13 protein-coding genes are annotated in these 13981 nt (G+C 64.0%); 10 read left to right on the forward strand and 3 right to left on the reverse strand.

Annotation, left to right across the window (positions count from 1 at the left end):
• Positions 1-4 precede the first annotated feature (4 nt).
• Positions 5-1114, forward strand: coding sequence for a DUF1214 domain-containing protein (locus M622_RS34020; protein ID WP_021250163.1), 1110 nt, complete (start codon positions 5-7; stop codon positions 1112-1114).
• A 110-nt stretch (positions 1115-1224) separates the two neighbouring features.
• A complete protein-coding gene (locus M622_RS34025) occupies positions 1225-2019 on the forward strand; it encodes an SDR family NAD(P)-dependent oxidoreductase (RefSeq protein ID WP_021250164.1) in 795 nt (264 codons plus the stop codon).
• Between the two features lie 37 nt (positions 2020-2056).
• Here the strand turns inward: M622_RS34025 and M622_RS34030 are convergent, their stop codons facing one another.
• From M622_RS34030 to M622_RS34040, 3 genes are read right to left on the reverse strand one after another with little or no spacing between them, the layout of a single operon-like run.
• Entirely contained in the window at positions 2057-2542 is a 486-nt protein-coding gene (locus M622_RS34030) for a nuclear transport factor 2 family protein (RefSeq protein ID WP_021250165.1), read from the reverse strand.
• Positions 2543-2555: 13 nt separating this feature from the next.
• Positions 2556-4349 (reverse strand): long-chain-acyl-CoA synthetase, encoded by a 1794-nt coding sequence (locus tag M622_RS34035; RefSeq protein ID WP_021250166.1) that lies wholly within the window; start codon positions 4347-4349, stop codon positions 2556-2558.
• A 35-nt stretch (positions 4350-4384) separates the two neighbouring features.
• Positions 4385-5155, reverse strand: a complete 771-nt coding sequence (locus tag M622_RS34040) for an SDR family NAD(P)-dependent oxidoreductase (protein ID WP_021250167.1) — start codon at positions 5153-5155, stop codon at positions 4385-4387.
• Positions 5156-5344: 189 nt separating this feature from the next.
• Here M622_RS34040 and M622_RS39415 point away from each other — a divergent pair, with 189 nt between their 5' ends.
• From M622_RS39415 to M622_RS34080, 8 genes are all read left to right on the forward strand, one after another.
• Positions 5345-5998: a TetR/AcrR family transcriptional regulator gene (locus M622_RS39415; protein ID WP_021250168.1), complete on the forward strand. Its 654-nt coding sequence runs from the start codon at positions 5345-5347 to the stop codon at positions 5996-5998.
• Positions 5999-6061: 63 nt separating this feature from the next.
• Positions 6062-7144 (forward strand): Zn-dependent alcohol dehydrogenase, encoded by a 1083-nt coding sequence (locus tag M622_RS34050; protein WP_021250169.1) that lies wholly within the window; start codon positions 6062-6064, stop codon positions 7142-7144.
• Positions 7141-7854, forward strand: coding sequence for a molecular chaperone TorD family protein (locus tag M622_RS39420; RefSeq protein WP_021250170.1), 714 nt, complete (start codon positions 7141-7143; stop codon positions 7852-7854). The genes M622_RS34050 and M622_RS39420 overlap by 4 nt, the downstream gene beginning before the upstream one ends.
• Positions 7855-7872: 18 nt before the next feature.
• On the forward strand, positions 7873-9303 hold the full coding sequence (locus tag M622_RS34060) for a coniferyl aldehyde dehydrogenase (protein ID WP_021250171.1): 1431 nt from the start codon (positions 7873-7875) through the stop codon (positions 9301-9303).
• 136 nt (positions 9304-9439) lie between these two features.
• Positions 9440-10339 carry a sulfate adenylyltransferase subunit CysD gene (cysD, locus tag M622_RS34065; RefSeq protein ID WP_021250172.1) on the forward strand — a complete coding sequence of 300 codons (900 nt, stop codon included), beginning with the start codon at positions 9440-9442 and terminating at the stop codon, positions 10337-10339.
• Positions 10339-12246, forward strand: a complete 1908-nt coding sequence (cysN, locus tag M622_RS34070; RefSeq protein WP_021250173.1) for a sulfate adenylyltransferase subunit CysN — start codon at positions 10339-10341, stop codon at positions 12244-12246. Before cysD ends, cysN begins: the two co-directional genes overlap by 1 nt.
• Before the next feature lie 104 nt (positions 12247-12350).
• A complete protein-coding gene (cysQ, locus tag M622_RS34075; RefSeq protein ID WP_021250174.1) occupies positions 12351-13133 on the forward strand; it encodes a 3'(2'),5'-bisphosphate nucleotidase CysQ in 783 nt (260 codons plus the stop codon).
• Between the two features lie 175 nt (positions 13134-13308).
• The gene (locus M622_RS34080) at positions 13309-13980 is read left to right on the forward strand and encodes a TetR/AcrR family transcriptional regulator (RefSeq protein WP_021250175.1); all 672 of its coding nucleotides are present in this window, start codon (positions 13309-13311) and stop codon (positions 13978-13980) included.
• Position 13981 lies beyond the last annotated feature (1 nt).

Genomic DNA, 13981 nt, shown 5'->3' on the forward strand with positions numbered 1-13981 from the left:
ATCGATGAGCCCGACCAAACAGACGAGTGTGCAGGCATGGGAGGCGTTTTGCGATCAATTGAAGCTGGCTGGCGCGGTGCTGGCCCGCGAATCGACGCCGGACGATGAGCTGACCCAGGCCGAGGGCCTGCGCAAGCTGGTACGGACGATTCGCATGGGCTTCGAGGCCAGCCTGGAATATGGCAACACCGACTTCCCCGAGGTCTATCAGGTGTTGACGCCGACCACCCTGGGAGAGGGAGAAACCGCCGACGCCCATTATCACCAGGCCATGATCGACGGCAGCAAGACTTACCGTCTCCATGGCCAGCGCGGCGAAGCGCCCTACATGGAGCTCACCGTCTATGCCGGCAAGATCGGCCTGGACAGCAGCAGCGCCCAGATCGCAACGGTGACCGAGGTGGACCTGCAGGTAGAGGCGGACGGCAGCTACGAGCTGATGCTGTCCCCCGACCCCCAGCCCGGCAACTGGCTGCGCACCACCCCGGAAACATCGGTCCTGTTCATCCGTCAGTATGCCCACGACTGGAGCAAGACCCGCGATGCAAGCTTCAACATCGAACAGGTCGGCGCCACTGGCGATCGGCCATTGCTGACGGTGGAGGAAGTGAGCCGGGCGCTGAGCCGCACTGCGACCTACGTGGGCCGTTCGGCCGGCACCTGGGCCGCCATCGTGGACCAGCGCCGCGCCGCAGCACCCAATCGCTTCTTTGTGTTCGAGCTGGAAAAGAAGGACGACGATGAGGAGGCGCCGGAGATGCCCTCCGGTCACCGTTTCTCCTCGGGTTATTTCCGCCTCGCGCAAGACGAGGCCTTGCTGGTGAGCTTCAAACCAGCCGAAGTGCCTTATTGGGGCCTGGACACCACCAACTACTGGTTCGAGGCCTTGTCCTACGCCGAGCGCCGATCCCACCACAACAACCGCACGGTGCGCTACGAGCCCGATGGCAGCGTGCGCATCGTGATCGCGCCCAAGGACCCCGGCGTCACCAACTGGATCGACACGCGGGGCCATCTCGAGGGGCCGATGCTGTTCCGCTGGTCACGGACCAATCTGGCACTGCCGGAGATCCAGGCCGAGGTGGTCAAGCTTGCCGACCTGGCAAAGAACTGAGCACATCGGGGACGGACTGACCCAGTCCACGCATGGCGAGCCCGCCTTTGTTCGGTGGGCTCGCCTTCTTTTTTTCAACGACTTACGTTGTGCTCTGCAAAAGGCCAGGGATGAACTCACACGCTGACACCAACATGCAGCCCGCCCTCGCGACGCCGGCCACTGGCGTCATCATCACCGGTGGCGCTTCCGGGCTGGGTCGGGCCAGCGCCCATGCGCTGGCTGCCGTGGGCCGAGCGGTGGCGATCTGGGACATCAACGCAAGCGCTGCCCTGATCGTGGCCGAGGAGATCCGCAGCCAGTACGCAGTGGCTGCCGTCGGCATTGGTCTGGACATCAGTGTTCCGGCGGCTTATCCAGATGCCATCGACCAGTCACGGCGGGCACTGACGAGCATCGGCGCTCTGGTGCATGCAGCCGGAATTGTTGACACCGGGTCCCTGGAAGGGGTGACGCTGGAAAACTGGGATCAGGGCATCAACATCCATTTGCGCCCGGTGGCACTATTGGTGCAGGCGCTGCATGCAGACCTGAAGGCCAACCCGGGCTCAGCCGTGGTCGCCTTCGCGTCCATCAATGCCACCCTGGGCAACCGCATGAATCCGATCTATTCCGCCGCCAAGGGCGGGGTGCTCTCGCTGGTGCGCTCGCTGGCCGACCGCCTGGGCGACGATGGCATCCGCATCAATTCCATTTCTCCTGGCCAGATCCTCACCCCGATGCTGCAGCCTGCGGTGGACGCACTGCCTCCGGGCAGCTTCGAGAAGCGCATCCTGCTCGGGCGCATGGGTGCACCGGAGGAGATCGGTCGCGTGGTGCGCTTTCTGCTGTCCAACGAGGCCAGCTACATCACCGCCGCCGAGATCGTGGTGGACGGCGGAAATATCTCCTCCCAGCGCGGCTGAGGCGGCGTTGGGAGGAGATCGGCCCTCAGGGCTGTGCTCAGGTCGGCGATGAGGCGAGGCTGGCCGGATAGAAGTGGCCCGTCTCCTCGCCGACAGCTTGTTCGATTCGTTCCAGGATGCGCCAACCCGCGCTGGTCCGCAGGTAGCGGGTGCGGTAGTGGCCCGCAGTGACGCCCTGGCGTATATGCGTTGGCGTGCGCATCACATGACGAAATTCGAAAAAAATCACTGATTCGGCATGATCACCGTCGATCCTGAGCCTTGGCGGATGCATGTAATGCAGGCCCGACCAGTCCTGTCGGATCTGCGCGCAGAAGGCTTCGAGCGCCGCCCGCCCTTCAATCCGCAGCTGCGGAGTCTGGCCGATGGCGAGCATCTCGAAGACGCCATCTTCGGCAAACACCTCCGCCCATTGCCGCGGCGTGCCCAGATCCCAGCCATGAGCGTACTCGGCCTCCAGGTCGAGGATCGCAAAGCGATCCTCGATGGCGCCGAGCCTGCGTTCCTGATCTTCTGTCGACATGGGCTTTCTCCTGTCAGATCGGCGGCGAAGGCGGAATGCCGAGCCGCGACAGGCTCTCTTCGCTCAGCGCCACGTATCGCCCTGCAGCGGCATCCGCAACATACAGTTCATCACCGGCAACCGGCGCGTAGCCTGATTTCTGCAGATCCACCTTGCGCAGCTTGAAGGTGGCGGTGATGTCGGCATCGGCCTTGACGCGGATGAAGAGCGGAATCGCATAGCTCGGCAGCGCCTTGGCTGCGAGTTGGTGACAGGCCACCGGATCGAAACGCTGTCCGGGCTGCATCACCAGTGTGGCCATGCCCGCGCGCCCTTCCTGGCCGGGGACGGATACCCCGTACACCGTGACCGTTTCCACGCCCGGCCAGTCGCTCAGGGCATTGGCCACTTCGGTGGTGGAGACGTTCTCGCTCTTCCAGCGGAAGGTATCGCCGACACGGTCCACGAAGTAGTAGTAGTCGTCCTCGTCGCGGCGGAACAGGTCTCCGGTGCTCATCCAGGCGTCACCGGGCTGGAACACATTGCGCAGGATCTTCTTCTCGGTGGCTGCCGGGTCGGTATAACCGTCGAAACGCCCCCCGCTGATCCCGGGCAGATTGAGGATCATGCCCAGCATTTCCCCCACTTCATTCGGTCCACACTCGATCAGGGTGCCGTCCGGGCTGCGCACGTGGCAGTCCTGGTCGCGGTCGTACTTCACCAGGCGGGCGTTGCTGCGCTCCTTGAAGGGGATGCGCCCGCAGGAACCGATCCGGTTGTCGATGTTCATCATGCCGACGTTCAGTTCCGTGCCGCCGTAGCCCTCTATCATCTGCGTGACCCCGAAGCGGTCCTGGAAAGCCTGCCAGATCGCGGGGCTCAAACCGGAGCCGGTCATCACTCGCAGCGAGTGATTTTTATCGTCTGGATGAGGAGGCTGGTTGAAGAGATAGCGGCACATCTCGCCGCTGTACTGGGCGACGGTGATGTCGTGCCGGCGCACGTCCTGCCAGAACTGGCTGGCGCTGAAGCGGCGTTTCAGAATCACGCGCCCGCCGCTGGCGAGGGCGTTGGCGAGCAGCGACATCAGCGCCGCCACATGGTAGAGCGGCAGCACGCAATAGAACGCGTCCGTCGGCCCCAGACCGAGGAAATCGCACCAGGCTTCGCCGGTGCCCAGCCAGCGCGCATGCGTGACCTTGGCCGCCTTGGGCAGGCCTGTGGTGCCTGAGGTGAAGATCAGGCACAGCGTGCTCTGCCCGATGATGCCGTCGCGCAGGCTGCGGTCCGGGTTGGAGCCGGGCTGGGTGCTCAGTTGCGCGCCGAGTTCGATGCAGCCCGCGGGAATCTCCCGCGGTTCGCCATCCGTCACCGCGTAGGTGGGCAGTCGACCCGGGATCTCGGGCGTCTGCTCCAGGCGACCCAGGCACTCCGTGCCGATGAACAGGCGTTGACTGGCGGTGGTGGCCAGTGCGTGGCGCAGGGCATCACCACTGGCCTGGGGGTTGATCAGGGCCGAAACGCAGCCGATCTTGGCGAGCGCGAACCAGATGAAGAGGAACTCCGGCCGGTTTTCCATCAGCAGGGCCACCACATCCCCTGGCTTCACCCCCTGGGCGAGGGCGAAATGGGCGTAGCGGTTGGCTTGGGCGTTGACTTCTCCATAGCTGAGGACCTGCTCGTTCCAGATCAGGAAAGGACTGTCCCCAGCCTGAGCGGCCCGCGCCTCCAGGCGGTCGGCGACCGTATAGGACTGCTCCGGGGTGTGTTTCATCATCCCGGCCGAGATGATGTCCATCCTGGCCTGGGTTTGTTCGCGAGTCACCATGTGACAGCCCTCCTGGAGAGAAAGGTGGAAAAGTGTCAGATCGCGCCACCACAGACCGAGAGGGTCTGTCCGGTGACATAGCTGGAAGCCTGGCTGGCGAGGAATAGCGCCGGACCGACGATCTCCTGGGGCTCTGCGGCCCGCCTCAGCATGGTGACGCTTTCGGCGTACTTGATGAATCCAGGGGTCTGCTTTTCCAGGTCGGTCATCATTTCGGTGAGGAAGGGCCCCGGCGCGATCGCGTTGACGCGGATGCCCTGCGACGCCCACTCGTCCGCCATGCTGCGCGTCAAGGCGATCAGCGCCGCCTTGCTCGAGCAGTACAAGGCCAGCTGACCGGCGGGGCGCAAGCCTCCCATCGTGGCGATATTGACGATGGAGCCCCCACCCGCCGGGATCATGCGCTTTGCCACGGCTGCGGCCAGATGCATGGGTCCCTTGGTATTGACGCCGAAGAAGCGGTCGAACATCTCCTCGCTGGTCTGGGTCAGCGGCGTCATGGTTTGCACGATGCCGGCGTTGTTGACCAGTACGTCACAACGACCGAACTTCTCGTAGACCGTCTCCACCAGGCGCTCGACCTCCGCCCACTCGCCCACATCGCTGGCAATCGCCAGCGCGCGACGTCCCATGGCCTCGATCTCCCTGGTGACCTCCTGGAGCGCGGGCAGGGAACGGCTGGTGACGACGACATCGGCGCCGGCCGCCGCAAAACCCAGGGCAATGGCCTTGCCCAGGCCCCGACTGCCACCCGTGACAAGCGCAAGCTTGCCGCTCAGATCGAAAAGCTGTTGTGTGGTGTTCATCCTGCTCTCCTCCTTCACCAATTTATAAACATCCCGAACGCTTGCTTTGTTGTTAACGAGAAGATAGCATGGAATTCCATTGACCATGCAATGGTGTCGAGAGATTCAGGATCGAGGGGTATCCCCACTCATGGGTGCCATCGATTAAAGTCGATCGCTTGCTATGTTCATAGTCAGACTGGAGTGAGAATGATCTCGTCGGAAACAACGATCATGCCGGAAACGGGCAAACCGCAGACTGCAACGCGCCGGACCCAGGAAGAGCGCAGTGCCGCCACCCGGGAGAAAGTGATCCAGGCCACCATCGACTGCATTGTCGAAGAGGGTCTGCACAACACCACTGCAGCCCGCATCACCGCACGCTCGGGCATCACCTGGGGGGCGATCGCCCACCAGTTCGGCGACAAGGACTCCGTGCTGTTTGCCGTCGTCGAGCGCAACGGCGAGATTTACCGCAAGCTCATCGACGCCACGCTGATGGAGGCGGGAGACACACCCGAGGAGCGCATCGCGGCGCTCATCGATGTCACCTGGAAATACATCAATGAGCCCTCCTCCTTCGCCTTCAACGAACTCGTCATCCAGAACCGCGCGCGCAACAACCCCATGATCATGGGCCAGCAGGAGGACATGTCCTTCAGGCAGATGCAGAGCACCTGGGACAAGTTCTTCGGCGAGTTCGAGATTCCGCAGGCCCGGCTGGAAACGGTGCGCAACCTGACCCTGGCCACCCTGCAAGGCCTGTCACTGATGCGCCTGATCAGCCAGCGCCGGCCGAGCTTCAAGAGCGAGATTGCCGCCCTGAAAAAATGCGCCCTGCAGATGCTGACTGTCGAGCCCTGAGGACGTTTCCCCGGCTCCATCCGCGTGGCAAACCGCCCGCCAACTTTGCCTGAAAGGTCACCCATGAAAGCCGCTCTAGCCCTGGACTATGGAAAACTGAGTATCGAGAATGTCACCCTGGACCCGCCTCGCGCCGGCGAGGTGATGATCAAGATGGCGGCCACGGGGGTCTGTTACAGCGACCTTTCGGTGCTCAATGGCGCCGTGCCCATGCCCCTGCCGCTGGCGCTGGGCCATGAAGGCGCGGGGGTGGTGCAGGCGGTGGGAGCGGGCGTGAGCAAGGTCGCGCCAGGGGACCACGTGGTGCTGTCCTTCATCCCGTCCTGTGGCGAATGCTATTTCTGCGACCATCACGAACCTCACCTGTGCGCCGCGAGCTCTCCTGAGGGCCGCATGCTCGACGGCAGCACGCGCCTGCATCTGGACGGACGGGAGATCGGCGCCATGGCGATGCTCGGCTGCATGGCGGAATACGCCGTGGTGCCCGCAATCAGCGTGATGAAGATCGACCGCAGCATCCCCCTGGACCGGGCCGCCCTGGTGGGCTGCGGCGTGATGACCGGCGTTGGCGCGGTGACCAACACCGCCAAGGTCCGCGCCGGCTCCACGGTGGTGGTGTTCGGTTGCGGCGGCGTCGGCCTGTCGGCGATCCAGGGCGCACGCCTGGTGGGCGCCAAACGCATCATTGCGGTCGACACGCTGGACGCCAAGCTGGAGTACGCCCGACATTTCGGCGCCACCGACACGGTCAATGCCAAGGACGACCCTGTCGCCGCGGTGAGGGAACTGACCGGTGGCAGAGGGGCCGACTACAGCTTCGAAGTGACGGGCAAGGTCCCGGTGATGGAGCAGGCCTACGCCGCGACTCGACGTGGCGGCACCGTCTGCATCATCGGCATCGGCCACTATACCGAGAGCTTCCCGCTCAACGCCTGCGGCTTCTCCGCCGATGCCAAGACCGTGATCGGTTGCATGTATGGCAACACCAATTTCAAGGTCGACATGCCCGATCTGCTGGAGCTCTATCTGTCCAAGCGTCTGGACCTCGACGCCATGATCACCCGCACCTACAGCATCGACGAGGTGCCCCAGGCTTTCGAGGATCTGAAGTCAGGCATCAATGCACGTGGAGTGATCCTGTTTTGAACGCCCACACCCACGCCCACACCGAGAGCATCGACGGCCTGGCATCGCCCGCCGCCACCTGCAGCTACCTTTATGCCCTGCTGGGAGAATGCTTCGCTTATCCGGACGCCGACCTGGTGGAAAACCTGCGGAGCGGCGCTCTGCTGGCGCAGATCCAGAAGCTTTGCGACGCCCTGGATCCCGCCCTGCTCCAGGGACTGGATGCTGCGGTCTTCAACGACCCCGCGGCCTCCCTGGATGCGCTCAAGGTGGAGTACACGCGGCTCTTCGATGCGGGCGCCCAGGGCACAGGCTGCTCACTCAACGGCGGCCTGCAACGCGGCCCGCAGATGAAGGTGATGGAGGAGGCGGTGCGCTTCTACGCCCATTTCGGCCTGACCCTGACCGAGGAGCAGAAGGAACTGCCGGATCACCTCACCACGCAGTTGAACTTCCTGCACTTCCTCGCCTACGGCGAGCACCTGCTGCAGACCCAGGGCGAATCCACCGACGCCTACCGCCTGGCGCGACGAGATTTCATCGCCCGCCACCCGGGACGCTGGCTGCCCATCATGGAAGACAAGCTGCGCACCATGGAGCCCATGCCCCTGTTCCTGAGCTTCACGGAACTGCTGCGCCGCCTGCTCGCGCTGGATCTCGCCCAGTTGCAGGCGCAGCACGGCGAGGCCTCATTGAAGCCCTCGGGCGACATGCCCTTCGGCGGGCTTTGAACACATAGGAGTGTCGCGATGACACCGGAGCAGATGCGACAAATCCTGGATCGTCAGAAGGCCAGTTTTCTGGCCGACGGAGCGCCGGACGCCAGGACCCGACTCAACCGCCTGGACCGTCTGGCGGCGCTGTTGCGAGAAAACCAGCAGGTGCTGCTGGATTCCCTGTGCGCCGACTTCGGCCATCGCTCGATTGAACATGCGCTGCTGACCGAGATCGCGGTGCCGATCTCCGAGATCCGCGAGACCCACAAGCATGTCGCCGCGTGGATGCGTGATGAGAAGCGGCCACTACCCTGGCTGCAGTCCTTGCTGGGGGCACGGGCCTGGGTCCATTACCAGCCCCTCGGCTCCGTGGGCATCATCGCGCCCTGGAACTTCCCCATCTACCTCGCCATGGGACCCTTGATCGGGGTGCTGGCTGCAGGCAACCGCGCGATGCTCAAGCCTTCCGAGTTCACGCCCCGGGTCGCCGAGCAGTTCGCCACCCTGTTCCCGCGCTACTTCGATGACAAGGAGATCGCGGTGGTGACCGGCGGCACCGAGGTGGGCATGGCCTTCACCGAGCTGCCTTTCGATCACCTCGTGTTCACCGGCGCGGGCGCCATCGCCAGGCACGTGATGACGGCAGCGGCAAAGAACCTGGTGCCACTGACCCTGGAGCTTGGCGGCAAGTCACCGGTGATCATCGGCCGCGAGGCCGACCTGGCCGACGCCGCGGTCAAGATCATGGACTTCAAGCTGTCCAACGCCGGGCAGACCTGCATCTCCCCGGACTATCTGCTGGTGCCGGAACAGCGCCTGGATGCGATGATCCAGGCCATCCACGACGCGGTGGCAAAGCTCTTCCCCACACTGCTGGGAAATCCGGACTACACCTCCATCGTCAACCGCCGCCACTTCGAGCGTCTCAGCCGCTATGTGGACGACGCACTCGACGCGGGCGTCAAGTGCGTGGACATCAACCCGGCCAGGGAGTCCTTCGCCAAGCAGCCCGAAGGGCAACACAAGATGATGCCTCGGCTGTTCATCAACCCGGATGACGAGCGTCTGATCATGAAGGAGGAGATCTTTGGCCCGCTGCTGCCGATCAAGACCTACCGCCAGGTGGAAGAGGCGATTGACTACGTCAATCGCCACGACCGCCCCCTGGCCCTGTACTACTTCGGTCCAGCCTCAGGCCCGGAGGCGGAGAAGGTGTTGGCGCAGACCATCTCCGGCGGCGCGGTGATCAATGACATCGCCTCCCACGCAGCCTGCGAGACCTTGCCCTTCGGCGGCGTTGGCCCGAGCGGCATGGGCTCCTACCACGGCCGCGACGGCTTCAAGCAGTTCTCCCACGCCAAGGCCATCTATCGCCAGGCGCGGGTGGACCTGTCCAGCCTGTTCGGCATGCGAGCGCCTTATGGCAAAAAATTCAAGGCAGGCGTAGCACGCTTCATGAAATAGCCAGAGCAGGGGGATGAAGACAGGCAGTCGCCGTACTGAGAGGGATCCGCCTCCAGGCGCCCCTCGCCCCCATACTCCCACACCCTCACCCTCACACCCCCATGTCCCCACATCCCGCATCGGAGCTGGAGAACTCATGACACTGACCCACCTGCAACGCCTCGAAGCCGAGAGCATCCACATCATGCGTGAGGTCGTCGCCGAAGCCGACAACCCCGTCATGCTTTACTCGATCGGCAAGGACAGCGCGGTGATGCTGCACCTGGCGATGAAAGCCTTCCACCCGGCGGTGCCACCGTTTCCGCTGCTGCACGTCGATACGCGCTGGAAGTTTCGCGAGATGTACAAGTTTCGCGAGCGCATGGTCGCCGAGACCGGCATGGACCTGCTGGTGCACATCAACCCCGAGGGCGTCGAGAAGAACATCAACCCCTTCACCCACGGCTCGGCGATTCACACCGACATCATGAAGACCGAGGGCCTCAAGCAGGCGCTCGACCAGTACGGCTTCGATGCCGCCTTCGGCGGCGCGCGCCGCGACGAAGAGAAGGCGCGTGCCAAGGAGCGTGTGTTCTCGTTTCGCAGCGCACAACACCGCTGGGACCCGAAGAACCAGCGCCCCGAGCTGTGGAAGCTCTACAACGCGCGCAAGCACAAGGGCGAGTCGATCCGCGTGTTTCCGCTGTCGAACTGGACCGAGCTCGACATCTGGCAATACATCTACCTTGAGAACGTGCCCATCGTGCCGCTCTACCTCTCGGCCGAGCGCCCGGTGGTCGAGCGTGACGGCACGCTGATCATGGTCGACGACGAGCGCATGCCGCTGCACCCGGGTGAAGTACCGATGATGAAGAAGGTGCGCTTCCGCACCCTGGGCTGCTACCCGCTGACCGGCGCGGTCGAGTCCGAGGCCGACACCTTGCCGGCGATCATTCAGGAGATGCTGCTCACCAAGACCTCCGAGCGTCAGGGCCGCGTCATCGATCACGACTCGGCAGCATCCATGGAAAAGAAGAAGCAAGAGGGGTACTTCTAATGGCTCACACATCCGACCTGATCGCCACCGATATCGAGCAATATCTCAAGGCACATGAGAACAAGAGCCTGCTGCGCTTCATCACCTGCGGCAGCGTGGACGACGGCAAGAGCACCCTCATCGGGCGTCTGCTGTATGAATCGAAGATGCTGTTCGAGGACCAGCTCGCTGCGGTCGAAGCCGACTCGAAGAAGTTCGGCACCCAGGGCGACGAGATCGACTTCGCCCTGCTCGTCGATGGCCTGGCCGCCGAGCGCGAGCAAGGCATCACCATCGACGTGGCCTACCGCTTCTTCTCCACCGACAAGCGCAAGTTCATCGTCGCCGACACTCCCGGCCACGAGCAGTACACACGCAACATGGTCACCGGTGCCTCCACCGCCGACGTCGCCATCCTGATGGTCGATTCGCGCCGCGGCATCCTCACCCAGACCCGGCGCCACAGCTATCTGGTCAAGCTGCTGGGCATCCGCCATGTGCTGGTGGCGATCAACAAGATGGATCTGGTCGATTACTCGGAAAAGACCTTCAACGACATCGTCGACGCCTACCGCGATTTCGCCGCCCGGATCGGACTTGAGAGCCCCACCTTCATCCCGCTCTCGGCGTTCAAGGGCGACAACATCACCGACCCCAGTGCGGCCATGCCCTGGTACCACGGCACCACGCTGATGGGCTACCTGGAAACGGTGGAGATCGACGATGAGCGCATGCAGCGCGCGCCCTTCCGTCTGCCGGTGCAGTGGGTCAACCGCCCCAACCTGGACTTCCGTGGCTTTGCCGGCACCATCGCCGGCGGCGTCATCCGTCCGGGCGACCGCATCCGCGTGCAGCCTTCGGGGCGCGAGAGCACGGTGGCGCGCATCGTCACCCGCGGCGGCGATCTGGAGCAGGCCGTGTCGGGCCAGTCGATCACGCTGACCCTGAACGACGAGATCGACATCTCGCGCGGCGACGTGATCTCCACCGTCGGCGCCCCGGCCGAGACCGCCGACCAGTTCGAGATCACCCTGGTGTGGATGCACGACGAGCCCTTGCTGCCCGGGCGCCCCTACCTGCTCAAGATCGGCACCAAGACGGTCACCGCCACCATCACCGACATCAAGTACCAGGTGAACGTGAACACGCTCGAGCACGTGGCCGCCAAGACGCTCGAGCTCAACGCCATCGGCGTGTGCAACCTGAGCCTGGACCGCCAGATCGCCTTTGATCCCTATCAGGACAACCGCGACACCGGTGGCTTCATCCTCATCGACCGCCTGAGCAACAATACCGTCGGTGCCGGCCTGCTGCACTTCGCGCTGCGCCGCGCACACAACATCCACCTGCAGCATATGGATGTGGACAAGATCGCGCGCGCGAGCATCAAGCACCAGCAGGGCTGCGTGCTGTGGTTCACCGGCCTGTCGGGCGCGGGCAAGTCCGCGATCGCCAACCTGGTCGAGCAAAAGCTGCACGGCCTGGGCCACCACACCTATCTGCTCGACGGCGACAACGTGCGCCACGGCCTGAACAAGGACCTCGGCTTCACCGACGCCGACCGTGTGGAGAACATCCGCCGCGTGGGCGAAGTGGCCAGGCTGATGGTCGACGCCGGACTGATCGTGCTCACCGCCTTCATCTCGCCCTTCCGCGCCGAGCGCAGTATGGCGCGCAGCCTGGTGGAAGAGGGCGAGTTCGTCGAGGTCTTCGTCGACACACCGCTGGAAGTGGCCGAGCAGCGCGACGTCAAGGGCTTGTACAAGAAGGCGCGGCGCGGCGAGCTGAAGAACTTCACCGGCATCGACTCGCCCTACGAGGCGCCGGAAGAGCCCGAGATCCGTCTCGACACCACCCGCTTGTCGCTCGAGGCCGCAGCCGACGCAGTGATCACCACGCTGCGCCTGCGTGGCGTCATCAGCGACTGAAGCGCTCGACTCATCGGCTCCCGACCGCCCCTCCCCGGCAGCCCCGCGGCTGTCGGGGAGGGCGCCGCAGGGCCGCCAACTGAACGTTCCACCCAGGACTCGCCATGACTCAGTCTTACGCCCCCCAGGCCTTACTCGACGCGCTGCTGCCCATCGCACGTCAAGCCGGCGCGGCCATCATGAACATCTACGCCACCGACTTCGAGGTGCGCGGCAAGGACGACGCCTCGCCCGTGACCGAAGCCGACGAGTGCGCCGAAGCGCTCATCCTGCCCGCACTGGCCAGCCTCACGCCGGACATCCCGATCGTCGCCGAAGAAGCCGTTGCCGCCGGCCACATCCCCAGCGTGGGCGAGCGCTTCTGGCTGGTCGACCCGCTGGACGGCACCAAGGAGTTCATCAACCGCAATGGCGAATTCACGGTGAACATCGCCCTCATCGAAAACGGCTCACCGGTCCTGGGCGTGGTCTTCGCACCTGCGCTCGATCGCCTGTTTGCCGGCGCGGTCGGGCTGGGCTCTTTCGTCGAAGACCAGGGTGTACGCCGCAACATCGCCTGCCGCAGCGAGCCCGCCGCGGGCCTGACCGTGGTTGCCAGCCGTTCGCACGGCGATGCCGATGCGCTCGCCAGCTTCCTCGCCGGGCGCAAGGTCGCCAGCCAGACCAATGCCGGCTCATCGCTCAAGCTATGCCTGGTGGCCGCGGGCGAAGCCGATGTCTACCCGCGTCTGGGGCGCACCATGGAATGGGACATCGCCGCCGGCGACGCCGTGCTGCGTGCGGCGGGCGGCATCGTACGCACGCTCGACGGCCCTGCGCTGCGCTATGGCAAAGCCGATTTCGCCAATCCGCATTTCGCCGCCTGGGGCAAAACCGCCGCAGCCTGAGCAGGCAAAAACCGAGCTTTATTCAGTTTCTTCAAAACGGAATCGGTCGCGCGTCGCAACGCATTGTTATATAGAATGTTTTTCACGACGCGCGGATTCTCTCACAGCCCCGAATGCGAGTAGTCAGCGCGGCATTGGTTTGCTCAAATGAAGTTCATTCAGAGCACAAGAAGCCATGGCCGCCAGGCACTCTCCCCTCCGCCGCAACCCCACTCAATCCCGCGCCGAAGCCACGCTGAAGGCGATTCGTGAGGCGACGCTCAGAATCCTGAAAGAGGAGGGGCCGGCGCGCCTGAACACCAACCGCATTGCCGAAGTGGCGGGCATCAGTATCGGCAGCCTGTACCAGTACTACGCCGACAAACATGCGATTGCGGCCGACATCTGCAACGAATTGCTGATGTCCGAACTGGGCGACATCAAGCGCCTGGATCGTCAGACATTGAGTCTGGCGCGCGACTCACTGGATTCGACCCTCGCATTCTTCGTCGAAGAGCACGTCGCTCGCCACCGCCGCCTGTACCAGCAGCTCAAGGGCTTCTATCTCGAGATCCACTGGAGTTACGACTTCGAGGTGTACTCGCGCAAGCTCTACCCGAACAAACCGAGCACCGCCGAGTGGCTGCCCTCAGCCCTCCAACAACACCACGCCGTGCTGCGCGTGCACGATTTCGAGCTTGCCGCCCAGATGGTGGTGAACGCGCTCGAAGGCACGATCCACGCCACGCTGGATCGCAACCCGGATCTGATCCTGAGCCAGGCCTTCGTCGACGAGTTGCAGGCGATGCTCGTCAATTACCTCAAGAAGACACCCACTGAGGGAGCCCCCCCTCTCCCTGAGGAGTGAA

It is taken from the genome of Thauera terpenica 58Eu, assembly GCF_000443165.1.
Lineage (GTDB): Bacteria > Pseudomonadota > Gammaproteobacteria > Burkholderiales > Rhodocyclaceae > Thauera > Thauera terpenica.

Bases quoted from the DNA above. Each gene is read 5' to 3' on its own strand.
- M622_RS34020 (WP_021250163.1), top strand. From the start codon at position 5: ATGAGCCCGACCAAACAGACGAGTGTGCAGGCATGGGAGGCGTTTTGC.
- M622_RS34025 (WP_021250164.1), top strand. From the start codon at position 1,225: ATGAACTCACACGCTGACACCAACATGCAGCCCGCCCTCGCGACGCCG.
- M622_RS34030 (WP_021250165.1), bottom strand. From the start codon at position 2,542: ATGTCGACAGAAGATCAGGAACGCAGGCTCGGCGCCATCGAGGATCGC.
- M622_RS34035 (WP_021250166.1), bottom strand. From the start codon at position 4,349: ATGGTGACTCGCGAACAAACCCAGGCCAGGATGGACATCATCTCGGCC.
- M622_RS34040 (WP_021250167.1), bottom strand. From the start codon at position 5,155: ATGAACACCACACAACAGCTTTTCGATCTGAGCGGCAAGCTTGCGCTT.
- M622_RS39415 (WP_021250168.1), top strand. From the start codon at position 5,345: ATGATCTCGTCGGAAACAACGATCATGCCGGAAACGGGCAAACCGCAG.
- M622_RS34050 (WP_021250169.1), top strand. From the start codon at position 6,062: ATGAAAGCCGCTCTAGCCCTGGACTATGGAAAACTGAGTATCGAGAAT.
- M622_RS34060 (WP_021250171.1), top strand. From the start codon at position 7,873: ATGACACCGGAGCAGATGCGACAAATCCTGGATCGTCAGAAGGCCAGT.
- cysD (WP_021250172.1), top strand. From the start codon at position 9,440: ATGACACTGACCCACCTGCAACGCCTCGAAGCCGAGAGCATCCACATC.
- cysN (WP_021250173.1), top strand. From the start codon at position 10,339: ATGGCTCACACATCCGACCTGATCGCCACCGATATCGAGCAATATCTC.
- cysQ (WP_021250174.1), top strand. From the start codon at position 12,351: ATGACTCAGTCTTACGCCCCCCAGGCCTTACTCGACGCGCTGCTGCCC.
- M622_RS34080 (WP_021250175.1), top strand. From the start codon at position 13,309: ATGGCCGCCAGGCACTCTCCCCTCCGCCGCAACCCCACTCAATCCCGC.